This window comes from Parageobacillus toebii NBRC 107807 (assembly GCF_003688615.2).
GTDB classification, from domain to species: Bacteria; Bacillota; Bacilli; order Bacillales; family Anoxybacillaceae; genus Parageobacillus_B; species Parageobacillus_B toebii.
In genome coordinates this window covers 2,643,197-2,665,454 of record NZ_CP049703.1, presented here as the reverse complement: position 1 = coordinate 2,665,454, position 22,258 = coordinate 2,643,197, and the positions used below count along the sequence as shown (strand labels likewise).

The following is a 22,258-nucleotide window of genomic DNA, read 5'->3' as shown; positions in this document are numbered from 1 at the left end:
GGGATGGAAAAATATCTTTTTTATAAAGGAATTGTGTTTACACAGAGTGTTTTGGCTTCAGTAGGCAAAAATTTTGCCGTGACATAATTTAGCATGTTGTCGTTCATAATGAAACTAACGAACCGTGATCAGGATGGTGGCAATAGATGAAATGGATGCATTTAACAGTTGAGCTTGTGACAGGATTTGTACTTTTGTTTCTCGTTGTGAAAGTAGCCGGCAAAAAACTGATCCATCAAATAAGCCCATTTACGTTTATTTCAGCGCTTGTATTAGGAGAGCTGTTAGGAAACGCTCTGTATGATGATCATGTCCATCTGTGGTATATCATCTATTCGATATCGTTGTGGGGAGCTTTATTATTGCTTGTCGAATACATGAATCAAAAATGGCTCTCGTTTCGCCGTCTTAGCGAGGGAAAACCGACAGCGCTAATCCGCAATGGGGTCATTGATTATGAAGCGTTGAAGAAAAATCGGATGACGCTAAATCAACTGCAAAGTTTGCTTCGGCAAAGCGAAACGTTTTCCTTGAGGGAAGTCGCTTATTGTTATTTAGAAGCCAATGGTTCGATCAGTGTCTTAAAAAAATCAAAATATCAAAAAACAACGCGGGAAGATTTTCAGCTTCCTCCGCAGTCGGTTTACGTTCCGATTACGCTCATTCGCGATGGAGAGCTGCTTATCGATGAACTGCGTGAGCTTGGTAAAGATGAAGAGTGGCTACGGCGGGAGCTCCGTGCCTATGGGGTGGCATCGTATCAAGAAGTTTTAATTGCCGAGTGGCTGGAAGGGGACGGTCTGTTTGTGCAGACGTATTCGTAATGTAAGGAATATCATTTCCTTATGTTACGTTTTTTTATTTATGGAAAATACTTGCTATTTAACTGTTATAAGTGTGTTATTATTAATAGTACAGTTGGTACAGATAATGAAAGGAGGTATAAGCAGTTTGTTAGACATCTATAAAAATGTATAAAATCATGTAATCTACTGTTATTGAACGTGGAGAGTTGGATGTTCTCCATCTTTTCCATCGTCACCTGTCTGATGATAAAAAATCATCTGTCCCTTCCTCAATGTAAAAAGGAAATGAAGAAGATTTGGCGAATATATGTTCTTAAGGATCCAAACAAGGGGGAAGGCAAGGGGATGAAAACGGTTCGGGGGATGAAAATCGTTTCCGATGATGAAACACAACTTCGCTCATTAGATGAGTTGATGCGCGTCTTTGGTTCCGCGAAGCGATACGCGTTCAACCGCTTGCTGGAGGGAAGGAACGCAAAAGACATCATCAAGCACCTTCCGCATCAATTTCAGCTCAACAAACGGTTTGCCGAAGATGCGGTCTTGCTTGTTCAATCACTGATTTCTTCCCAACGTGAATTGCTTCCAATGCGCTTGGAGGATGTGCGGGCGAAAATCGAAAAAACCGAAAAGAAAATCGATGACTACCAACATGGAAGAAAAACACCGAAAAAAGTCGATCTTCCAACATGTCTAGGTGGATTGCACCAACGGTTAGAAAAGCTCAAAGCGAAAGAAGCCGAGCTAACGCATCATCTGGAACAAGGGACCATTCCACGTGTGATTTTTGGTGGCAAAGAGAATTTTTATAAGCGCTTGAAAGGAAAAATCACGAACGAAGAATGGAAAGATGTGCGCTCGAATCAGTTGTACGCCAGAGGAGATAAAAGCAAAAAAGGAAATTTGAATATTCGCCTCACCTATGACGACAAGACGTACCAATGTTATGTAGAAATCGCCAATCCACTTGGACAACCAAAAGGGAAACACGCTCCACGTTTACGATTTCCTGTGTCTGTTCCTGAAAAATATGAAGAGGAAATCATCGATCTCGTTATGGGAGAACAAGTCGGAGTGAATGCAAAAGGAAAGCCCATTATCAAATATCGACCATATACTGTTGAAATCAAACGCAAAAACGGAGAATATTACATTCATCTCATCTATGAAGAAGAGGTATATGGAAGGGAACTTGCCTATGATGAACCGATTCAAGCGGAACGAATCGCAGGGATGGATATCAATATTGACCGCATCGCTGTAAGCATCGTTTCGAAACAAGGAAATTTTCTTAAATCAAAAGTGTTTTATTGCCATGAACTCGAATATGTGCGGACGAATAAACGAAACAACATCGTTGGAGAAACGGTACGAGATGTGTATGACTGGCTGCTTCAAGAGAATGTCGGGGCAGTGGTCATCGAAAACATTCAACTAAGACAGCAGCACGATACGGACAAACGATTCAATCGCTTGACACATCATTTCAAAAAGAAAAAACTGACTGATACCATCATTCGCCGAGGCTTACGGCTTGGGTTTCGCATCAAAAAAGTGAATCCGGCGTATACCAGCGTCATCGGTCGTTTCAAGTATAGGAAAAAATATGGGTTATCCGTTCATGAAAGTGCCGCTTTGGTGATTGGCAGACGGGGATTGGGGTATCGTGAACGATTACCAAAAGAACTCATTCACATCATAAAAACGAAAGTGAAGCGCCATTTGATTGCTTTGTTAGGGTCGATGGAAGAATCCTATAAGCAATCGAAAAGCGGAACGAAACAACGGCAATATCTAGGTATGATGTTAAAAAAGATCGAGAACTTCAAAGAGGAACATGAATGGTCATTATGGAACATCCTGCACAAATTCTGCTGGCTGAACCAGTACCAAATTCAACTGCGGGAGGTGTAGACCTGGTTGCTAAAATCGTTGTCGTGTACTGACCGATGGAAGGAATGGTGCACGGCAGGTGCCGTCGCTGACAGCGATCCACGGGATGTCTTTCACAGCGGGTGAATGACAAGGGGATTACCTTCCTGATGGAACTCGGTGAGAATCCGAGCGGCAAGCGATGTTTCCTGGTTCCATCGTGATGAGTCGATTTTTATAGATTTTAGTAACCAGGGGATATTGTTTGAACTAGATGTCCGCAGCCGCCAGCCGATTTATGAGCAGCTTGTCGAAAAAATGAAAGAGATGATCATCCGCGAAATATGGAAACCGCATGAGCAGCTGCCATCCGTTCGGATGTTGGCGAAACAATTGACGATTAATCCAAACACGATTCAAAAAGCGTATCGGGAATTAGAGCACCAAGGGTTTATTTATTCAATTCCAGGAAAGGGAAACTTTGTTTCTCCGCAGCCAAAAGCAGCAAGCCAAGAAAAAATCGAAGCCATTCGTCACGATATTGTCCGCCTAGCTGCCGAGGCGCTTTTTTTAGGGGTGGCCAAAGAGGAAGTGCTACAATGGATTGAACAAGCGGAACAAGGGGAGAGAGGGGGAGAAACCGATGATTCACTTGACGAACGTAACGAAAACATTTGATCGCTTTCAAGCGATTCGCAAAGTGAACATGACAGTGCAAAAGGGAAGAATTTACGGCCTGCTCGGCTCCAATGGCGCCGGAAAAACGACATTGCTAAAGATGATGGCTGGCATTATCCGTCCTGATCACGGTACGGTGCTCATTGATGGAGAAGAAGTATGGGAAAATCCAGAAGTGAAGCGTCGAATCATGTTTTTGCCGGATCATGTATATTTTTTCCCACAGACAACGATTGAACAAATGGCTGCGTTTTACGAAAGCGTCTATCCATCTTTTCATCGGGAGCGGTTTACAAGATTACAAGAATTATTTTTGCTCGACCCGCGCAAAAAAATTCACCAGTTTTCAAAAGGAATGCAGCGTCAAGCCGCGTTTTGGCTCGCCTTTTCAACGATGCCGGACGTGCTCATCATGGATGAGCCGCTTGATGGGCTCGATGCGGTCGTTAGACAAAAAGTGAAAAATATTATCGTCCAAGAGGTCGCTGAACGCGAAATGACAGTGGTTATTTCTTCACATAACTTGCGGGAGATGGAAGATCTTTGCGACTGTATCGGCATTTTACATGAGGGAGAAATGCTGTTTGAAAAAGAGCTGGATGCGATGAAAACCGATATCCATAAAATTCAAGTCGCTTTTCGGAATGGAATTCCAAAGCAATTTACCGAGCAGCTTGATATCGTTTACAAAGAGCAGCGCGGCAGCGTCCTTCTCCTTATTGTGCGCGGCGAAAAGCAGGAAATCGTTTCCTATATTAAGACGTTTCAGCCGCTCATTTTCGATATCCTGCCGCTTACGCTCGAAGAAATTTTCATTTACGAAATGGGGGATGTCGGCTATGCCATCGAAAATATTATCGTTTAATCGCGGGCTTTTGGTGCAAAATCTTCGCAGCGTCGGATGGATTGGCATCGTGCATTTCTTGCTGTGGTTCGCCGCCATTCCGCTGCAATTATTGATGGCTTACTCCCAGCAGAAAGATAGCGGTATTTTTCCAGAATGGGAAAGCTTATACAGCATTTCCGCAGAGTTTCAAACGATGATCGTTTTTACGCTGCCGGTGTTGTTAGCCACACTGTTATTTCGTTACATGCAAGGAAAACAATCCTCTGATTTTATGCATAGCTTGCCTGTGCAGCGAGCAGAGTTGTTTTGCCAGCAAGCTGTGTTTGGAGTGGGACTTGTTGTCCTCCCGATCGCGCTTGTTTCGTTGCTTACCATCGTTTGTCGCTATGGATTAAGTCTTTCCGTGCCGCTTGCCATCGGTGACATCATCCGCTGGATGTGGGAAACGGCTATTATGGAACTGTTTGTTTTTGCCGCTTCTGTTTTTGTTGGCATAATGACAGGCATGTCGACGCTGCAAGTTGTATTTACTTACATTTTGTTTTTATTCCCGGCAGGCATCACTGTTTTGTTATTGACCAATACTTCGTTTTTATTGGTTGGCTTCCCGGCTGATTATTATTTATCGAAAAATCTGGAGGAAATTGTTCCGTTTTTCCGCTATTTACGGCTTGAAGCAGCACCGTTGACAGCAGGGGAATCGCTTGTTTATCTGCTTTTGATGATGTTGTTCCTTATTTTCGCGATTTGGCTGTACCAAAAACGGCATAGCGAGGCGGCGACGCAGGCGCTGGCGTTTCCGGTGCTCCGTCCGGTCTTTAAGTACGGCGTCGCTTTTTGTACGATGCTTCTTGGCGGTTTTTATTTCGGCGTTACACAAAACCAGTTTTTCTGGATTGTGTTCGGATATATCACCTTCTCATTTATCGGCTTTTTCGTTGCCGAAATGATTATCGAAAAAACATGGCGCGTTTTCCATAAGTGGAAAGGGTACGCTTATTTTGCCGCGGCGATGGTGGTCATTGGCATTTTGGTTCATCTGGATATAACCGGATATGAAAAACGGCTGCCGGCGCTAGAGGATATCCGCCAAGTCTATTTCGGCGGTTCCGTCGTTGATTTTGTCGAGAATGGCGAACGTTCGTATGTGCCGTTTGAGCAAGAAAACCAGTTTTTAAAGGAAAAGGAAAACATTCGCGCCGTCTACGCGTTTCACCAACAGTTAGTCAACGATCAGCCAAAACCGTCGCCGTTTACGGAACAAAGACAAGTGGTCATCGGCTATGTGCTAAAGGACAGCAAGCGGATGATCCGCCAGTACCATGTGCCTAGCGATCAATATTTTTCCTATTTCCAACCAATTTTAGAATCGAAAGAGTATAAGAAAAACTATTATTTATTGCTCCGCGATCAAGGATATTCGCCGATTCGCCAAGTTGCCTTCCACACCCCGGAAACGGGCGAGAAAACGTTGACGATCATCGAGCCGCAGCAAATTGATTCATTTATCGAAGCGTTAAAAGCCGACTTAATGGAAGAGCCGGCAAGCGCAATGCTGGATGACAACGTATGGGAGGGGGATATTGAATTGCTGCAAAGCGACGGTGATATCATCCATCTTGAATGGAAAAAAAACGTATACTCATGTCGAAAAATGGCTCAAAGACCACCATCTGCTCGAAAAAGCCAGGGGGAATGCGGAATGATAAAAGGGAATCATCGTGATTCCCTTTTTTTGATGAAAAACATTCAAATTATCGTTTGAATGAATTGACGTTTTTGTTGATGAAGGAATATACTATATTCAAATGAATATTTGAATGAAGGTGACAAGATGGCGAACGATGTATGTGAAGTATTTTCCATTAACGCGGAAAAAGTGGATGCCGTCCGGCAGCGCATCAATGAAATCAGCGGGGTGGAACAGCTGTTTAAAGCACTTGCCGATGCGACGCGCTTAAAAATCACGTATGCGTTAATGCTCGAAAAAGAGCTGTGCGTCTGTGATGTCGCGATGATTATCGGCTGCACGGTCGCAACCGCTTCCCACCATTTGCGTTTGCTTCGCGATATGGGAATCGCCAAGCACCGCAAAGAAGGGAAACTCGTGTTTTATTCGCTGAAAGACGACCATGTCGAACAGCTTGTAATGCTGGCGCTTGTCCACGCCAAAGAGGGGGAAGAACACGATGGAAAATAAACATGTGTACCGCCTTCAAGGCCTTTCCTGCGCCAACTGTGCGGCAAAGTTTGAGAAAAATGTGAAAAGCATTGCGACGGTCAAAGATGCCGAAGTCAATTTTGGCGCGGCGAAGCTAACAGTTATCGGCGAAGCGTCGATTGCGGAGCTGGAAAAAGCGGGTGCTTTTGACGGAATTACCGTCATTCCGGAAACAGAGCGGAAAGAACAGAAAGCAGAACCGTTTTGGAAAAAGAAAACAAATGTGATTGCGATGATATCGGCTTTGTTTCTCCTTGCCGGCTATGCAGCTGCTTATACGATCGGGGAACGGCATATTGCGACCATTTTATTATTTACAGCAAGTATCATCATTGGCGGCTACCATTTATTAAAAACCGGAATCAACAATCTTGTTCGCCTGCAATTTGATATGAATACGCTCATGACGATTGCTGTCATTGGTGCAGCGTGCATCGGAGAATGGAAAGAAGGAGCGGTCGTTGTCTTCCTATTTGCGGTTAGCGAAGCGCTTGAGCGGTATTCCATGGATACGGCGCGCCGTTCGATTCAACGGCTGATGGATATCGCTCCGAAAAAAGCGATCGTGCTTCGAGATGGCAAAGAGTATGAAGTGGATGTGGAAGATATCGTTGTCGGCGATACGATAATTGTGAAACCAGGGCAAAAAATCGCAATGGATGGCATCGTGCTTCGCGGTGAATCATCCGTAAACGAAGCGGCGATTACAGGCGAATCGATGCCGGTAGCCAAAACCATTGGCGATGAAGTATATGCCGGAACGTTGAATGCAGAAGGCGCGCTCGAAGTACGAGTGACAAAGCAGGTGAAGGACACAACGATTGCGAAAATCATTCATCTTGTCGAAGAGGCGCAGGCACAGCGGGCGCCAGCCCAGCAATTTATCGACCGCTTTGCGCGCTATTATACGCCAGCGATTATGCTCATTGCTTTCCTTCTTGCAATAGTGCCGCCGCTATGGCTTGGCGGAGAATGGCTGACGTGGATTTACCGCGGCTTGACGGTGCTTGTCGTCGGATGTCCGTGCGCGCTTGTCATTAGCACGCCGGTCGCAATTGTAACCGCCATTGGGCAAGCGGCACGGCAAGGAGTGCTTATTAAAGGTGGAGCGTATTTAGAAGAAATCGGAAAACTTTCGGCTATTGCGTTTGATAAAACAGGAACATTAACGACTGGAACCCCAGAAGTGGCCGATATTTATCCATTTGGCGGCCTGGATGAAAAAGAAGTGCTAAAAATCGCCGCAGCCATCGAAAAACAGTCAGAGCATCCGCTTGCTTCTGCCATTTTACGCAAAGCAGAGGAATTACAAATATCATTGGACAGTTTGCAAGTAAGCGAGTTTCGCGCGATGACCGGCAAAGGAGCGGCAGCATGTGTGAACGGAACCATGTATTATATTGGAAAACCGTCCTTGTTTTCCGATGCGTCTATCGGTGAAGACGTGCGCGCGCAAATCACACGAGCACAAAAGCAAGGAAATACGGTCATGCTGCTTGGTGATGAAACAAAGGTGCTTGGAATGATTGCCGTTTCTGATCAACTGCGTGAAAATGCTGCTTTTGTGCTAGAAACATTACGTAATCTAGGAATCACTCAAACCATCATGTTAACCGGCGATCACGAAACGACAGCGCGGGCCATTGCCTCTTCCCTTCCACTTACCGATATTCGCGCTGAATTGCTTCCAGAAGAAAAATTGACGGCGATTCAAACGCTACAGCAACAATCAGGACGTATCGCGATGGTCGGCGACGGTGTCAACGATGCTCCCGCGCTCGCTGCGGCAAACATTGGCATTGCCATGGGGGATATTGGAACAGATGTAGCGTTAGAAACAGCGGACGTTGTCTTGATGGGCGATGATCTTGGGAAACTCCCATATGCCATTCGGTTAGGACGGAAAACGATGCGCATTATTCAACAGAATATTGCTCTTGCTTTTTTGTTAAAAGTGCTGGCACTTGTTCTTATTATTCCAGGTTGGCTTACGCTATGGATGGCCATTTTTGCGGATATGGGAGCGACGCTGCTCGTATTGCTCAATTCGATGCGGCTGCTTCGTCTAGGCGCGGTCAGCAAATGATAAAAAAGGTTTCTTGCCTTGGCAAGAAACCTTTTTTACATTTTCTTGTGTTTTTGAAGAAATAGCGCCGCTAACACATCGAGCACCCATAACAATAAAATGAAAAATAAAATAAACATTTCCGGTGTTTCCATGACACGAAAAGGGTTCAGGACGTTGCGCATCGATTGACGTAATGTAAAACCCATTAACATATCCATTTCAATGGCGAGACCGATTAAAATGCTGCCAATGAACAATGAAATGCCTAATAGTTTCATCTCATCCCACCTACTGTCGGGGTTTTCTTTAGTTTTTGTTTTCTACCATTAAAACATTCTTTGTTTGTATATTAGAACCCTTCGCTGTCTATAATGGCAAGTAAATGAGTTGGAGCGAGGGGAGTACGATGCTGTTTCAGTGGGGATTGCGAAAAAAACAACAAGATAAGCAAGGAGCGGCAACACGCCAAGAACGCGATCAAAGCGGTCAAGTCCAAGATATTCCGCATGAGCCGATTCATTCGCTGCTGGATGTGAATATCGATATCATTCGCCATACGACGGGAAACAGTTCCGATATTGTCATCCGTCGTTTTATGATTGGACAAGAACGTTCGATTCGCGCCGCGCTTATTTTTATCGATGGGCTTGCCGATGAAAAAAATGTGTATCAATTTTTGTTGGAGCCGCTTATGACAGCAACGTTTCCGCTTTCCTTATCCCCGAAAGATACGTTTTGCTTTATGGAAAAAAAACTAGCTGCTGTCGGCAGAATCGAGCGCATCTCCCAGTGGGTTGATTTATTTTTGGCACTTATGTCAGGGGAGACGATTATTCTTCTTGATGGAGTGACGTTTGCTTTAAGTGCAAGTACGAGTGGGGGAGAATATCGGGCGATTGAAGAGCCGCAAACACAGCTAGCTATTCGCGGTCCGCGCGATGGATTTACGGAATCGCTACGCATGAACACCACCCTCATTCGCCGTCGCATTAAAAATCCGAATCTATGGCTCGAAACAATGAAAATTGGCGAAGTGACACAAACGGACGTTGCCATTATGTATATTAAAGGAATTGCTAACGATGAAATCGTCGAGGAAGTCAGAAAACGGCTTCGCCGCATACATATTGATAGTGTTCTTGAAACAGGATATCTTGAACAATTAATCGAAGATCAAACATTTACTACTTTCCCGACAACATACCATACAGAGCGGCCGGATGTGGTAGCAGCAAACCTTCTCGAAGGAAGAGTAGCAGTATTTGTGGAAGGAACTCCATTTGTGCTCGTTGCGCCCGCTTTATTTATCCAATTTTTTCAAGCTGTTGAAGATTATTACGCTCGCTTTGATATTGCAACAGCACTTCGATTTTTGCGTGTTCTTGTTTTCTTTATTTCACTTGTTGCCCCGGCGATTTATATTGCAGCAATGACGTTTCATCAAGAAATGATCCCAACTCCACTTGTCATTGCGATTGCTGCTCAACGTGAAGCAATTCCATTTCCAGCGTTTGTCGAAGCGTTGGTGATGGAAGTAATTTTTGAAATTTTGCGGGAAGCAGGGGTGCGCTTGCCGCGTGCTGTTGGTCAAACTGTTTCGATTGTCGGAGCGCTTGTCATCGGACAGGCGGCGGTGGAGGCAGGGTTTGTTTCATCGGCGATGGTGATTGTCGTTTCCATTACGGCAATCGCCAGCTTTGCGACCCCTTCGTTTGCGATTGCGATTTCCGCGCGCCTCATTCGTTTTGCGCTCATGTTTCTTGCGGCGATGTTTGGGTTTTACGGCATTATTATAGGAATTTTAGTGATGACGATTCATTTATGCAGTCTTCGTTCCTTTGGCATTCCATATATGTCACCGCTTGCCCCGTTTATTCCGTCCAACATGGGCGATACGCTTTTCCGTGTGCCAGCATGGGCGTTTAAAGAGCGTCCGCGTTTAATCAATCAGAAAAATATTATTCGCCAGGGAAATCATCAACGATCTCAGCCGTCTGCTTCCAATCGTCAGGAGAAAAATGAGGGAGAGCAATCATGAAACGAAAAATCGCAATCATCATTTCACTTCTGTTATGTGCCACGGTTCTTTCCGGATGTTGGAGCGCAAAAGAGCTGAACGAATTGGCCTTTGTCGTCGCTGTCGGAATTGATAAAACGAAGGATGGAAAATATGTGATGATATTTCAAGTTGTCAACCCAGGAAACGTTGTTGGTGCGAGACAGAACGGTGGAGGTAGTGGCGGGGTGCCGGTTTCCATCTACAAAGCAACAGGAGATAACCTTGTCGAGGCAAGCCGGAAAGCGTCCAAAAAACTATCGCGGCTTATTTACTATGCGCATACAAATTTATTTGTTATTAGTGAAGAAGTGGCAAAAGAAGGAGTCAACGGATTGTTTGATGCACTCGAAAGAAATAGTGAATGTCGCTCGACAGCAATGGTCGTGATCGCCCGGCATCATTCAGCGGAAGAGGTTCTGAAAATATTAACGCCCATTGATAAAATTCCAGCAAATCAAATTATAAAAACATTACAATTTTCTGAAAAAATATGGGGGCAATCGATTAATGTTGATATAGGAACAATAATTAACGATCTTGCTTCTCCAGGAAAAGCGCCAATCATTAGCGGTGTGGAGATTGTTGGGAGCGTGCAAAAAGGAAAACGGCAAACGAACGTGCAAGCTTCTGAACCTGATGCGCGATTGAATATCAATGGTTTAGCGATGTTTAAAGAGGATAAACTGGTTGGATGGATTTCTGGAGAAACAGCGCGTGGAGTGGTATGGATTCTTGATAAAATGGAACAAACAGGCGTTACAGTTGAAAAAGAAGACGCTGCCTATAAAGTCGTTCGTGCCAAAACGAGCGTAGCGGCGCATATGAAAAAAGGAAAACCATCCATTTCCATTCATATTCAGGCAGAGGGAGATATCGGCGAAGAGTTTGTCTCCATTGATTTTACCAATCCTAAGCAAATTTTTGCATTAGAAAAAAAAGCGGAAAAAAGTATAAAGAAGGAAGTGGTCAAAGCGATAGAAGAAGCAAAAAAAGCAAAAACGGATATCTTTGGGTTTGGAGATATTGTCTATCGTTCCTATCCGCAGCAATGGAAAACCATGAAATCGGACTGGCATGATCGCTATTTTCCGCAACTAGAGGTGAATGTAACGGTAGAAGCGTTTATTCGCCGGACAGGATTGCGAACGAAATCGTACCTATTTGGACAGTGAGGGCGGTGAAATGATGGAACGAGCGAAGATAGACGCACGGCAATTATTTGTACTAATCGTACTGTTCGAGCATGGAAGCGCAATCGTTATTCCGCTTGGTGTAGGTGCCAAACAAGATGTTTGGCTTGCGATATTATTAGGTTTAACATTTGGTTTATTATTGTTTTTTATTTATTACCGCCTCTATCGTTACTATCCAAATGCCCCATTGACTACGTATGTACAAGACATTACTGGCCCTTGGATCGGTAAAGTTTTGGCGTTTGCATATATTGTTTATTTTCTTTATATTGCTTCCCGGGTGCTCCGTGATTTTGGCGAGCTGTTGTTAACGTTTGCGTATCCAGAAACCCCGCTCTTTATTTTAAATGCGATTATGATATTAACGGTGATGTATGGCGTTTATAAAGGGATTGAGGTCATTGCGCGGACGGGGGAATTGTTTCTTACTTTGCTTTATCTCCTCGCAGTATCTGGATTGATTTTAGTCATTTCTGCAGGACTGGTCGATCTCCATCGGCTGCAGCCGGTGCTCGAAGAAGGATGGCGACGGGTATGGAAAGTCGTGTTTGCGGAGACACTTTACGTTCCATTCGGGGAAATGATTGTTTTTACGATGTTGTTTCCATATATGAATAACCCGAAAAAAACGAAACAAGCAGCGATAATAGGTATGGCGCTAAGCGGTCTTAATTTGGCAATTATTATGACGATCAACGTTGCCGTACTTGGAGCGGATGTTGTCGCCCGATCTTCGTTTCCGCTTTTAGATACGATACGGAGAATTCGAGTTGCGAATTTTTTGGAGCGTCTGGATGTATTTTTTATGATTGCCCTTATTATTGGTGGATTTTTTAAAGTATCCGTATTTTTTTATGCTGCGGTGATTGGAACAGCGAATGTATTTCGCATTCAAAATCATCAGCGTCTCGTATATCCGCTTGGGCTAATGGTTTTGCTGTTATCCATCGCCATTGCAAGCAATTATCCAGAACATATTACAGAAGGATTGAAAATGGTGACAATTTATATGCATGTACCACTGCAAATTATCATCCCGTTATGTTTGCTCATTATTGCCGCCATCCGTCATCGCTATTTTAAACAATAAAAAAGAAGAAAAAATACTTACTTCTTTTATGATGAAAAAAGCAGGAAAAAAAGTATGATAATCGAAATAGATAAAAAGAAAACTTTTTATTTTTGGGAAAACTGGTCTCCTTTTTGAAGGTGGCCTTTTGTCATAAGAAGGAATTTTATGTATTTTTGAAAGATTACTATGAAAAAGGGTTGAACAATGGTGAAACTAGATTCACAGGTGAAAGGAAAAACATGCGGTCATCATACAAGCGAAGGAATTGTCATCACAGATCGGAATAAAATTATCGTGGCAGTAAACGATGGAGCGGTAACATTAACCGGTTATTCCAAAGAACAGTTAATCGGTCAATCCTTTCAAATTCTCCTTTCCGATGAACATTATGTTGAGAAGTACGAATTAATCTGGAAATCAGTGTTGGAAAACGGCTATTGGGAAGGAGAAATTGATCATCTTATTGACAGTGACCGGAAATTAGTCCGAATGTTAACGGTTTATTCACTCACAGGTGCAGCGGACGAATTTTACGTCTGGCGCTTTTCTGATGTGGAAACAATTATTCGTTCACCAAAACCGGAACAAATGATTCAAGCTATTTATGAAACGGCTCCAATTGCAGTCATCCCATTATGCCAAAATATGACGGTAATGGATTGGGGAAATGCTGCAGAAGCATTATTTGGATGGAAAAAGGAAGAAGTGGTCGGCCGGCAATTTTTCTCGTTTTTTCATGATCATCCTCAATGCATAGCAATGTTTTCTCATCAGTTAAAAAATTCAACAGGCGAACGCACAGTTAGACGAAAAGATGGAACGTTCGTGGACGTTGCTTATTCTGCCATTCCTGTTACTGATTCGGCTGGAAATGTTACGGGATATATGATGATGGTTACGGATATCACAAAACAAAAACAAAAAGAAGCAGAGTATAAGAAGCAATTGGAACTTGCGAAAAAAATTCAACAAAGCGTGTTAACCCCTCCGATACAAAACGATGCAGTGACGATGGATGCCATTTATATTTCATCGGATGACTTGTCTGGGGACTTGTATGCATGTTACCAAATTGATTATGACCGCTATGGCGTCATTATTATTGATGTGATGGGACATGGCATTTCCTCTTCGCTTGTCAGCATGTTGCTCCGTTCACTATTAAGGGGATTAATTGTGCGTGTCATCGATCCAGTGTATGTCGCTATAGAACTCGAAAAGCATGTACAAAACTTATTTCCTAACGACGCAAATGGAATAAGATATTTATTTTCCATGATTTATTTAGTGATTGATACGAAAAAAAAGCAGATTGAATATACGAATGCAGGTCATCCTGCTGGATTGTTGGTTACGGAAGATGGAGAAATCATTGAGTTGGATAAGGGAGGACTAGCGATTGGCAGTCCGTTTTCCGTCCCGTTTGAAAAAGAAGTTATTCATTATCAAAAGCGAACAAGATTATTTTTATACACGGATGGGATTTTAGATGAAATGGATTCATCCATTTTACAAAGCATGAATAAAATTCGCAACTATACAAAAATGTATAGCCATTTACCAGATAAACAATTTTTGCATATGCTGATTGATCATAGTCGATCGCCAATGAATCCTGCCGATGATATATGCTTATTATCTATTACGATTCAATAACGATCGTTTCTTGAAATTAATGATCAGTGGGTGTAAAGCAATGTACGAAATGAAGATTCAATGTGAAGCGACGGACGAGGCGATTGATTTTTGCGATTTGCTAGCGGAACAAATTGCTCGTTTTTTTTCGGTTCACGATCGCGATATGTTTGTGTTATCTGTTCATGAAGCGGTTATTAATTCAGTGGCAGCAATAAGACAATCGGGAGAAGAAACAGAAAAGAATACATTTGTATTATCTTTGCGAATTACGGAAGAGGATGTAACTGTCACTGTTACGGATGAAGGCAGCGGAATTCCTATCAAACAAATTGAGCGAATGCGGGAGAAAAGCCTTGAAGATATGTTGCTTGCTGAATCTGGCCGCGGGCTTTTGCTGATTAAAGAAACCATGGATGATATATGGTTTGAACGGCGAGAAAATGGAAAATGCGCAATTGCGATGAAAATGAGGAGAGGGCGCAATGGATAGTCGGATATCCACTCTTGAACTGAAAATTACATCGTTAGAACAATATGAAAAAATATTGCTGAAAGGGAAGTTGGTTTACAGCACGCAGCAGCTTGCTAGACAAAAGATTCAAATGGCATTGGCGGAAATAAAGGGAGATATCGTCATTATTGATGTCCATGAGCTTCTGTTTATCGACAGTACCGGTTTGGCACTATTAATCCATTTTTTAAAAAAGGAAGTTGCGAAGAAAAAGAAAGTGGTCTTTGTCGTTTCATCGAATAAAACAGTCGAAAAGCTATTGATGATTGCGAAATTTCATAAGTTGTTTCCAATCGTGGAAAACGAACAAGATATTATCCAGTTTTTTGCTTCGCAAAACAGAGCGATTGCTGATCAAGAAATGTTTATGCAAATTTGGGCTAACTACCGGAAACGGAACTGACAACTTTAATGGATATCGGTAAACAAAATGTTCTGTAACATCGATGTCAAAAGTGACACTCCCTCGGTCATTCGCTATGGTAACTAAATTTTACACATGAAATCCCGTGACTTAAGCCATCGGGAGAAAAACGGTTTTGAACCGAACCGACAGGGCGCCAAACACCAATGAGGTGTTTGTCCATAAAAGTTTGGCCGAACAAGAGTGAATGTTTGCACGCAGGCGCAGGAAAAACTTTTTAGTGCCGACTTTCCTCATGCAGAGGGTTGAGATCACAGGTACGGGGGAGTGAAAGGATGCAGCAAGTACTATCTTACTTAAAACCGTATCGAAAATGGATGATCGTCGCATGGGCGCTCATGCTGATTGAGCTGTTAGTAGAATTATGGCAGCCGTTGTTGATGGAGAAAATTATTGACGACGGAGTAATGGCAAAAAACCTTTCTGTCGTCTGGACGTGGGGAGCGGTCATGCTCGGCGCCTCGCTTTTGTCATTTGCTGCTGGGATTGCCAATTCTTTTGCCGCTAGCTACGTGGGCCAAGAGTACGGATTTGCGATTCGAAAACATTTATTTGAAAAAATTCAATCGTTTTCGTTTGCGAATTTGGAACGCTTTCCAACTGCTTCGCTGATCACGAGAATGACGAACGATGTGACGCAAATACAAAATATGGTGTTTATGAGTTTGCGAATTGCCTTAAGGGCGCCGCTTCTTGTCGTATTTGGGGTAGTCATGTCTTTTGCCGTTCACGTTCAGCTGGCGTTTGTGCTTGCTGTTGCCGTTCCGATGTTAGTGATGTTCCTTTTATGGATGATGAAAAAAGCGGTTATATCTTTTTCGATCGTGCAACAAGCGCTTGATCGTGTCAACAGCGTGATGCGCGAAAATTTAGCGGGGATGCGCCTCATTAAAGCGTGGATGAGAGGAACGTACGAGCAGGAGCGGTTTATAAAGGCGAACGAAACGCTAATGAAACGGACAATCAGTGTATTACGTTTAGTAGAAACGATTACCCCTGTATTGTTATTTGTCATGAATATGGCGATTATTGTCATTCTTTTCATCGGTCGTATCGATATTCAAGCAGGAAGCATAACGGCAGGTCAAGTAGTGGCAATTGTCAATTATACGACTCGTATTACTTCGGCGTTATCGATGTTTGCATTCATTACGATGGCATTTTCGCGTGCTAAAGCATCATCTGGGCGCATTGCGGATGTGTTAAGTGTGGAAGTGGATATCGAAGATGATAAACAGGCATGCAATAAAGCGGTCGAACAAGGAGAAGTCCGCTTTGAGAATGTGTCATTCCACTATCCGAATAGCCGTGTTCTCGTTTTAAAAGATGTCTCGTTTGTCGTTCGCCCTCATGAAACAGTGGCGATTTTAGGAGCGACCGGTTCAGGAAAGTCAACTTTGCTTCAGTTGATCCCTCGTTTATACGACCCGGTGGATGGGCGAGTGATGATCGATGGCATCGATATTCGACAAATGAAACAAGAACAGTTGCGTGCTTCCATCCGTTTCGTTCCACAAGAAGTGTTGCTATTTTCCGGAACGATTGCCGAAAACATTCGTTTCGGAAACGAACATGCTTCGATGGAAGAGATGATCCAAGCGGCGAAACATGCGCAAATTCATGATACGATTATGAAGTTTCCGAATGGATATGAGACAATGATTGGGCAGAAAGGGGTAAACTTGTCTGGCGGGCAAAAACAGCGCCTTTCGATTGCTAGGGCACTTGTTGGAATGCCGAAAATTTTATTGCTTGATGATAGCACAAGCGCGCTAGATTTAAAAACAGAGGCAAAATTGCTGAAGGAGTTAAAGTGGTATACGTGTACCACATTCATTGTTACACAAAAAATTCAAACGGCGATGGAAGCAGACACGATTTTCTTGTTAGACGATGGCAAGCTTTTAGCAAAAGGCAGCCATGATGAGCTGTTAGAGAAAAGCGAGCTGTACCGGAAAATTGTAGCATCGCAATTAGGAAAGAAGGGGCACGAATGTTACGACCGCGACATAGAACCATGGCAGCTGCGGGACAAAAGCAGCAAGCAAAAGACAACATAGGAACATTAAAGCGGCTTTGGTCATTTCTTTCGCCTCAAAAAGGATGGCTTATTGCGGTTGTTGTAATGGTGATCGTAAGTTCCTGTTTAAGTCTGCTTGGTCCATATATAGTAGGAAGAGCGATTGATACATATATTGTCACGAAGCAGACAGACGGTTTTTTTCTTGTTTTAGCGCTTCTTCTTTTTATTTATGTGGCACTTTCCGCCTCAACTTTTTTGCAAAACTATTGGATGATCCGAATTGCCCAAAAAACGATTTATGCGATCCGGAAACAGCTGTTTCGCCATTTTCATGAACTGCCGATTTCATTTTTTGACAAGCGCCGGCAAGGGGAATTAATGAGCCGGATTACAAACGATATCGATAATATGAGCCAAACATTTAATAGTACCGTCATCCAAGTGATATCAAGCACGCTTACACTTGTCGGAGCGATCTGCGTCATGCTCTGGCTAAGCCCGCTTCTAACGTTTGTCACTTTGCTAGTTGTCCCGATGATGTACATTGGGATGCGATGGATTACGAATCGCACGCAGAAACGGTTTCGTGAGCAACAACGTTGTTTAGGAGAGATGAACGGATTTATTGAAGAAGTCATTTCTGGGCAAAAAGTCGTAAAAATGTTTTCGCAAGAGCGGAGAATGATTGATGGCTTTTTACAAAAAAATGAGCAGTTGAAGCAAGCGGGATTTTGGGCGCAAACGTATTCGGGATTTATCCCGAAACTAATGAACTTTCTAAACAACGCCAGCTTTGGTCTTATTGCTGGCGTGGGTGGTATTTTAGCGCTTAAAGGGATGATTTCAATCGGCGTCATTGTTGTGTTTGTCGAATATGCACGCCAATTTACACGCCCGTTAAATGATTTGGCGAACCAATGGAATACGCTGCTTTCGGCGCTGGCTGGCGCGGAACGAGTATTTGAAATTTTAGATATGGAAAAAGAAGAACGGGACGAAACGGGAGCGATTTCGCTCAACCATATACAAGGAAAAGTGGAATTTGACCATGTCGTATTTTCCTATGATAAAAAGCGAGATGTCATTCGCGATGTCAGCTTTTCGGTTTCTCCAGGAGAAACGGTGGCGCTCGTTGGTCCGACCGGTGCAGGAAAAACGACGATTTTACAGCTGCTAGCCCGCTTTTACGATCCGGATCGCGGTCATATTTTTATCGATGGGCACGATAGCCGTACTATTAAACGCGTAAGCTTGCGCGCCCATATGGCGTTTGTTTTGCAAGATACGTTTTTATTTGAAGGAACGATTCGCGATAACATTCGATACGGAAGATTAGATGCAAGTGATGAAGCAGTGGAACAAGCGGCAAAATGGGCGAATGCGCACTCGTTTATCACCAAACTGCCAAACGGTTACGATACGGTGCTGAAGCAAGATGGCAGCGGCATTAGCCAAGGACAAAAACAACTGTTAGCAATTGCGCGCGCGATGGTCGCCAATCCATCTATTTTAATTTTGGATGAAGCGACGAGCAACATTGATACAATGACCGAAATGAAAATTCAAGAAGCGCTCGAGCGGCTTATGAAAGGGCGGACGTGTTTTGTCATTGCCCATCGGCTTAACACGGTCCAAAATGCCGATCGCATTCTCGTCTTGAATGAAGGGAAAATCATTGAACAAGGCACACATGAATCACTGCTAAAGGCAAAAGGGTTTTACTATGATTTGTATTCTCGTCATTTTCAAAAAGAAGAGGCATTATAAAAAAGCGGCTTGTACGCGTGTGTCGTACAAGCCATTTCGTTTTTAATCGCTTTGTCATAACCGCCGTGATGTACTAAATCCGCCTGTCCATCTCCATTGAAGTTGAGTTTTGTTACGAAAAGCGGCTCTGACACAGGTTCTTTATAAATTCCTGTTGTGAGCGGTTTTCCGTCGATCATCACTGTTTTCGGCTCGCCTGCATTGACGGAAATAACTTTCATTTGCTCCTTTACCCCCATAATTCTTCCGCGATTAACCGGAATGATGTTAACTTATCTTGAAAATCATATGTAATCGTTACTAACATAATTTCATCTGTTTCATATGCTTCACTTAATCGGAAAAGCTGTTCTTTTATTTGTTTCGGCGAGCCGATAATCATCCGTTTTCGGTTTTCGAGAATACGCATTTTTTCATATGGACTATAGGAGTAGGACATCGCTTTTTCCGGGCTTGGCGTGCCATTGGACACCATGCCTTGCTCAATCATTAGCAGCGATAAATCAAGGCTCGATGCCACCCATTCCGCCTTTTCTTCTGTTTCGGCGCAAATGGCAAATATAGCGACCATATTGCGCGGCTTGTCCAAATATTTCGATGGAACAAACTGTTGGCGGTACAATTTTGTATAATGTTCCCCGCCTTCGCCGTTAATAAATTGCGCAAACACATATGGAAGCCCTTTTTGTGCTGCTAATATGGCGCTGGAGGAACTGGAACCGAGAAGCCATACATTCGGTGCCGTTTGTACGTTCGGTGTGGCTTTTAAGCCGTGTAACGGATGTTCTTTCGGCAAATCGTTATGCAAGTATGCTAATAAATCATCAATTTGTTCCGGATAGCGGTCAATGTCTCTTCGTTTTCCTTCTTGGAGGGCAAGGGTCGCGATTGGCATGCCTCCTGGAGCCCTTCCAACACCTAAATCAACCCGACCGGGATGAAGCCCTTCAAGCACTTTAAAGTTTTCTGCTACTTTGTAGGCGCTATAATGCGGTAGCATCACCCCGCCGGAACCAATGCGAATGCGGGACGTTTTTGCTCCAATATGACCGAGCAGCACTTCTGGGGATGAACCGGCAAGGTGATTTGTATCGTGATGCTCTGATACCCAAAAACGTTCATAGCCAAGCTCTTCCACAAATTGCGCGAGCCGGACGGTATTAGCAAGCGCTTCTTCCGCTGTCATTCCCTCTGCAACTGGGGATTGGTCTAGCACGCTTAATTTAAGGCTCATGGTAAACATCCTTTCATGTTCTTCCTGTTCCAAAAGGGATTAATTATTTTTTATTATGCGCCGCTGTGGAAAAATTGTCTATTGATTTGCCTGTAGGATGTGGCGTCATAAAGGACATGAATAATACCTATGTGATATCATATTCGGCTATTCTGTTTTCGTTTAGGCGCCAAGTTTGTGATTCTTTCTCTTGCTTTGGTATAATGAAATAAGCAGAAAATTGGGAAAGGATGTGGACGTATGCCAGCAGTTGAATCCAATATGTTTCCGTTAGGAAAAGAAGCACCATCGTTTGAACTAGTGAATGCGGTGGATGGAAAAACAGTCCGTTTAGAAGATATCAAATCGGATGTCGCAACAGTTATTATGTTCATTTGCAACCATTGCCCGTATGTAAAACATGTACAGCATGAACTTGTCCGTCTTGCTAATGATTATCAGCCAAAAGGAGTTACGTTTGTCGCCATTAATTCCAACGATGTCGAAAAATATCCAGAAGATTCGCCGGAAAATATGAAAAAAGTGGCAGAAGAATTAGGGTATCCGTTCCCATATTTATTTGATGAAACCCAAGAGGTAGCGAAAGCGTACCAAGCAGCGTGCACGCCGGATTTCTATATCTTTGACCGTGACTTAAAATGTGTTTACCGCGGACAGTTGGATGATTCACGGCCAAATAACGGCATTCCGGTTACAGGAGAATCGATTCGCGCGGCATTAGACGCATTATTGAATGGCGAACCAGTGCCGGAAAAACAAAAGCCAAGCATCGGCTGCAGCATTAAATGGAAAGAATAGCAAAAAATCTTGACTTTCTTTTGTTTATAAAGTACTATTAACGAAGCGCCATTTCGTTCGTTATATGGAAGGATCGTAATAAGTCGTGCCTCATTCAAAGAAAGGGCCTTCTTATGTATGCTCCCTTTCTTGCATGAGCGCACGGCTTTTTTCTATCGGTAACGGAACGATGGTCAACTTTTTATTTTGGAGGAATCCCAATGAATAAAGGAAAAGTAAAATGGTTTAATGCGGAAAAAGGGTATGGATTTATTGAGATGGATGGCGGCAATGATGTGTTCGTTCATTTCACGGCGATCCAAGGCGAAGGATTTAAAACGTTGGAAGAAGGCGAAACGGTTACGTTTGATATCGTAGACGGCGGCCGCGGCCCACAAGCGGCAAACGTTCAAAAAGCATAAGTGATGAAACAAAAGTGATACCGCTTTTGGCGGTATCACTTTTGTTGTGGCGGTCATCTCCTTTCGAAAAGACAAATTCACACTGGCGCAGCTTCGGAGCTGCAAGGATGGATGAGAGGCAGGGCTTCCATTGTTTTTGTTTTTTCGGTATGGTTATTAGTAGAATATTATTTTCCACCTTATATATAACCATAATATTATTATGTAAACTTATAGGGGAGAAAAGAAATGAGACCGATGCTGCATCGTGTATTTGTGTACGGAACGCTGCTAGTCGGGGAGGAAAATCATCATATTGCAGCGCCGTACATTCGCCATATTCAGCCAGAAAGAGTGAAAGGGCGCTTATATGACGTCGGTGCATACCCCGCGCTCGTTATCGAAGAAGAAGGTGAAGTAATCGGCGAATGGTTTACTGTAACAAAAGAGGGGCTGCAAGCGATGGATGAGCTTGAAGAATATGAAGAAGGCAGCCAATATAACGAATACGAGCGGGTTTGGGTGAAAGACATTGAACAGCCAATCGAAGGCTACGTGTATGTGTATCCGAAAAGCAAAACGGTGATGATAACAATTTCTCTTGATATGGCTACATACGTTTATCATGGCGGCTGTCTAAAAGGTTGTTGATGAATTCTCCTTTATA

The 22,258-nt window shown here is 43.4% G+C and carries 20 protein-coding genes and 1 pseudogene; 18 read left to right on the top strand and 3 right to left on the bottom strand.

Annotated features, from left to right (window positions below; genetic code table 11):
* The first annotated feature begins 146 nt into the window (after nt 1-146).
* From DER53_RS13555 to DER53_RS13520, 7 genes are all read left to right on the top strand, one after another.
* The gene (locus DER53_RS13555) at nt 147-824 is read left to right on the top strand and encodes a YetF domain-containing protein (RefSeq protein WP_062754731.1); all 678 of its coding nucleotides are present in this window, start codon (nt 147-149) and stop codon (nt 822-824) included.
* Nucleotides 825-1,151: 327 nt separating this feature from the next.
* Entirely contained in the window at nt 1,152-2,720 is a 1,569-nt protein-coding gene (locus DER53_RS13550) for an IS200/IS605 family accessory protein TnpB-related protein (RefSeq protein WP_062754729.1), read from the top strand.
* A 219-nt stretch (nt 2,721-2,939) separates the two neighbouring features.
* Nucleotides 2,940-3,356: a GntR family transcriptional regulator gene (locus DER53_RS13540; protein ID WP_062677690.1), complete on the top strand. Its 417-nt coding sequence runs from the start codon at nt 2,940-2,942 to the stop codon at nt 3,354-3,356.
* Nucleotides 3,322-4,221: an ABC transporter ATP-binding protein gene (locus DER53_RS13535; protein ID WP_062754727.1), complete on the top strand. Its 900-nt coding sequence runs from the start codon at nt 3,322-3,324 to the stop codon at nt 4,219-4,221. Before DER53_RS13540 ends, DER53_RS13535 begins: the two co-directional genes overlap by 35 nt.
* Nucleotides 4,196-5,968, top strand: coding sequence for an ABC transporter permease (locus DER53_RS13530; protein ID WP_244319602.1), 1,773 nt, complete (start codon nt 4,196-4,198; stop codon nt 5,966-5,968). Before DER53_RS13535 ends, DER53_RS13530 begins: the two co-directional genes overlap by 26 nt.
* A 69-nt stretch (nt 5,969-6,037) precedes the next feature.
* Nucleotides 6,038-6,403: an ArsR/SmtB family transcription factor gene (locus DER53_RS13525; protein ID WP_062754724.1), complete on the top strand. Its 366-nt coding sequence runs from the start codon at nt 6,038-6,040 to the stop codon at nt 6,401-6,403.
* Complete coding sequence (locus tag DER53_RS13520; RefSeq protein WP_062754722.1) at nt 6,393-8,510, top strand: heavy metal translocating P-type ATPase; 2,118 nt, start codon at nt 6,393-6,395, stop codon at nt 8,508-8,510. The genes DER53_RS13525 and DER53_RS13520 overlap by 11 nt, the downstream gene beginning before the upstream one ends.
* Nucleotides 8,511-8,545: 35 nt before the next feature.
* Here the strand turns inward: DER53_RS13520 and DER53_RS13515 are convergent, their stop codons facing one another.
* Nucleotides 8,546-8,770 (bottom strand): YczF family membrane protein, encoded by a 225-nt coding sequence (locus tag DER53_RS13515; RefSeq protein ID WP_062754720.1) that lies wholly within the window; start codon nt 8,768-8,770, stop codon nt 8,546-8,548.
* A gap of 128 nt (nt 8,771-8,898) precedes the next feature.
* On the opposite strand from DER53_RS13515, the gene DER53_RS13510 reads away from it, so the two are divergent.
* The 8 genes from DER53_RS13510 to DER53_RS13475 all read left to right on the top strand — a co-directional run bounded on the left by DER53_RS13510 (nt 8,899) and on the right by DER53_RS13475 (nt 19,179).
* The gene (locus DER53_RS13510) at nt 8,899-10,530 is read left to right on the top strand and encodes a spore germination protein (RefSeq protein ID WP_062754718.1); all 1,632 of its coding nucleotides are present in this window, start codon (nt 8,899-8,901) and stop codon (nt 10,528-10,530) included.
* Entirely contained in the window at nt 10,527-11,723 is a 1,197-nt protein-coding gene (locus DER53_RS13505; protein ID WP_062754716.1) for a Ger(x)C family spore germination protein, read from the top strand. The genes DER53_RS13510 and DER53_RS13505 overlap by 4 nt, the downstream gene beginning before the upstream one ends.
* Before the next feature lie 13 nt (nt 11,724-11,736).
* Nucleotides 11,737-12,834: a GerAB/ArcD/ProY family transporter gene (locus DER53_RS13500; protein ID WP_062754714.1), complete on the top strand. Its 1,098-nt coding sequence runs from the start codon at nt 11,737-11,739 to the stop codon at nt 12,832-12,834.
* Nucleotides 12,835-13,020: 186 nt separating this feature from the next.
* Nucleotides 13,021-14,472: a SpoIIE family protein phosphatase gene (locus DER53_RS13495; RefSeq protein WP_062754710.1), complete on the top strand. Its 1,452-nt coding sequence runs from the start codon at nt 13,021-13,023 to the stop codon at nt 14,470-14,472.
* A gap of 40 nt (nt 14,473-14,512) precedes the next feature.
* The gene (locus tag DER53_RS13490; RefSeq protein ID WP_062754708.1) at nt 14,513-14,944 is read left to right on the top strand and encodes an ATP-binding protein; all 432 of its coding nucleotides are present in this window, start codon (nt 14,513-14,515) and stop codon (nt 14,942-14,944) included.
* Entirely contained in the window at nt 14,937-15,368 is a 432-nt protein-coding gene (locus DER53_RS13485) for an STAS domain-containing protein (protein ID WP_062754706.1), read from the top strand. Before DER53_RS13490 ends, DER53_RS13485 begins: the two co-directional genes overlap by 8 nt.
* Nucleotides 15,369-15,664: 296 nt before the next feature.
* A complete protein-coding gene (locus DER53_RS13480) occupies nt 15,665-17,449 on the top strand; it encodes an ABC transporter ATP-binding protein (RefSeq protein ID WP_082805425.1) in 1,785 nt (594 codons plus the stop codon).
* On the top strand, nt 17,383-19,179 hold the full coding sequence (locus DER53_RS13475) for an ABC transporter ATP-binding protein (RefSeq protein WP_062754704.1): 1,797 nt from the start codon (nt 17,383-17,385) through the stop codon (nt 19,177-19,179). The genes DER53_RS13480 and DER53_RS13475 overlap by 67 nt, the downstream gene beginning before the upstream one ends.
* Before the next feature lie 44 nt (nt 19,180-19,223).
* Here DER53_RS13475 and DER53_RS13470 read toward each other — a convergent pair.
* Together DER53_RS13470 and DER53_RS13465 are read right to left on the bottom strand one after the other, a co-directional pair.
* Nucleotides 19,224-19,400 (bottom strand): annotated as a pseudogene (locus DER53_RS13470) (MOSC domain-containing protein); the annotation flags it as partial.
* A gap of 8 nt (nt 19,401-19,408) precedes the next feature.
* Nucleotides 19,409-20,413 carry an LLM class flavin-dependent oxidoreductase gene (locus DER53_RS13465; protein ID WP_062754782.1) on the bottom strand — a complete coding sequence of 335 codons (1,005 nt, stop codon included), beginning with the start codon at nt 20,411-20,413 and terminating at the stop codon, nt 19,409-19,411.
* A 240-nt stretch (nt 20,414-20,653) separates the two neighbouring features.
* On the opposite strand from DER53_RS13465, the gene DER53_RS13460 reads away from it, so the two are divergent.
* From DER53_RS13460 to DER53_RS13450, 3 genes are all read left to right on the top strand, one after another.
* A complete protein-coding gene (locus DER53_RS13460) occupies nt 20,654-21,211 on the top strand; it encodes a thioredoxin family protein (protein WP_062677452.1) in 558 nt (185 codons plus the stop codon).
* A gap of 200 nt (nt 21,212-21,411) precedes the next feature.
* Nucleotides 21,412-21,612 (top strand): cold-shock protein, encoded by a 201-nt coding sequence (locus DER53_RS13455; RefSeq protein ID WP_062754700.1) that lies wholly within the window; start codon nt 21,412-21,414, stop codon nt 21,610-21,612.
* A 228-nt stretch (nt 21,613-21,840) separates the two neighbouring features.
* Entirely contained in the window at nt 21,841-22,242 is a 402-nt protein-coding gene (locus DER53_RS13450; RefSeq protein ID WP_244319600.1) for a gamma-glutamylcyclotransferase family protein, read from the top strand.
* Nucleotides 22,243-22,258 lie beyond the last annotated feature (16 nt).

Excerpts from the sequence above, each read along its gene's own strand:
- DER53_RS13535 (WP_062754727.1), top strand. The coding sequence starts at position 3,322 with ATGATTCACTTGACGAACGTAACGAAAACATTTGATCGCTTTCAAGCG.
- DER53_RS13450 (WP_244319600.1), top strand. The coding sequence starts at position 21,841 with ATGAGACCGATGCTGCATCGTGTATTTGTGTACGGAACGCTGCTAGTC.
- DER53_RS13520 (WP_062754722.1), top strand. The coding sequence starts at position 6,393 with ATGGAAAATAAACATGTGTACCGCCTTCAAGGCCTTTCCTGCGCCAAC.
- DER53_RS13505 (WP_062754716.1), top strand. The coding sequence starts at position 10,527 with ATGAAACGAAAAATCGCAATCATCATTTCACTTCTGTTATGTGCCACG.
- DER53_RS13480 (WP_082805425.1), top strand. The coding sequence starts at position 15,665 with ATGCAGCAAGTACTATCTTACTTAAAACCGTATCGAAAATGGATGATC.
- DER53_RS13455 (WP_062754700.1), top strand. The coding sequence starts at position 21,412 with ATGAATAAAGGAAAAGTAAAATGGTTTAATGCGGAAAAAGGGTATGGA.
- DER53_RS13515 (WP_062754720.1), bottom strand. The coding sequence starts at position 8,770 with ATGAAACTATTAGGCATTTCATTGTTCATTGGCAGCATTTTAATCGGT.
- DER53_RS13510 (WP_062754718.1), top strand. The coding sequence starts at position 8,899 with ATGCTGTTTCAGTGGGGATTGCGAAAAAAACAACAAGATAAGCAAGGA.
- DER53_RS13460 (WP_062677452.1), top strand. The coding sequence starts at position 20,654 with ATGCCAGCAGTTGAATCCAATATGTTTCCGTTAGGAAAAGAAGCACCA.
- DER53_RS13485 (WP_062754706.1), top strand. The coding sequence starts at position 14,937 with ATGGATAGTCGGATATCCACTCTTGAACTGAAAATTACATCGTTAGAA.
- DER53_RS13495 (WP_062754710.1), top strand. The coding sequence starts at position 13,021 with ATGGTGAAACTAGATTCACAGGTGAAAGGAAAAACATGCGGTCATCAT.
- DER53_RS13475 (WP_062754704.1), top strand. The coding sequence starts at position 17,383 with ATGTTACGACCGCGACATAGAACCATGGCAGCTGCGGGACAAAAGCAG.
- DER53_RS13500 (WP_062754714.1), top strand. The coding sequence starts at position 11,737 with ATGGAACGAGCGAAGATAGACGCACGGCAATTATTTGTACTAATCGTA.
- DER53_RS13555 (WP_062754731.1), top strand. The coding sequence starts at position 147 with ATGAAATGGATGCATTTAACAGTTGAGCTTGTGACAGGATTTGTACTT.
- DER53_RS13550 (WP_062754729.1), top strand. The coding sequence starts at position 1,152 with ATGAAAACGGTTCGGGGGATGAAAATCGTTTCCGATGATGAAACACAA.
- DER53_RS13530 (WP_244319602.1), top strand. The coding sequence starts at position 4,196 with ATGCCATCGAAAATATTATCGTTTAATCGCGGGCTTTTGGTGCAAAAT.
- DER53_RS13525 (WP_062754724.1), top strand. The coding sequence starts at position 6,038 with ATGGCGAACGATGTATGTGAAGTATTTTCCATTAACGCGGAAAAAGTG.
- DER53_RS13490 (WP_062754708.1), top strand. The coding sequence starts at position 14,513 with ATGTACGAAATGAAGATTCAATGTGAAGCGACGGACGAGGCGATTGAT.
- DER53_RS13465 (WP_062754782.1), bottom strand. The coding sequence starts at position 20,413 with ATGAGCCTTAAATTAAGCGTGCTAGACCAATCCCCAGTTGCAGAGGGA.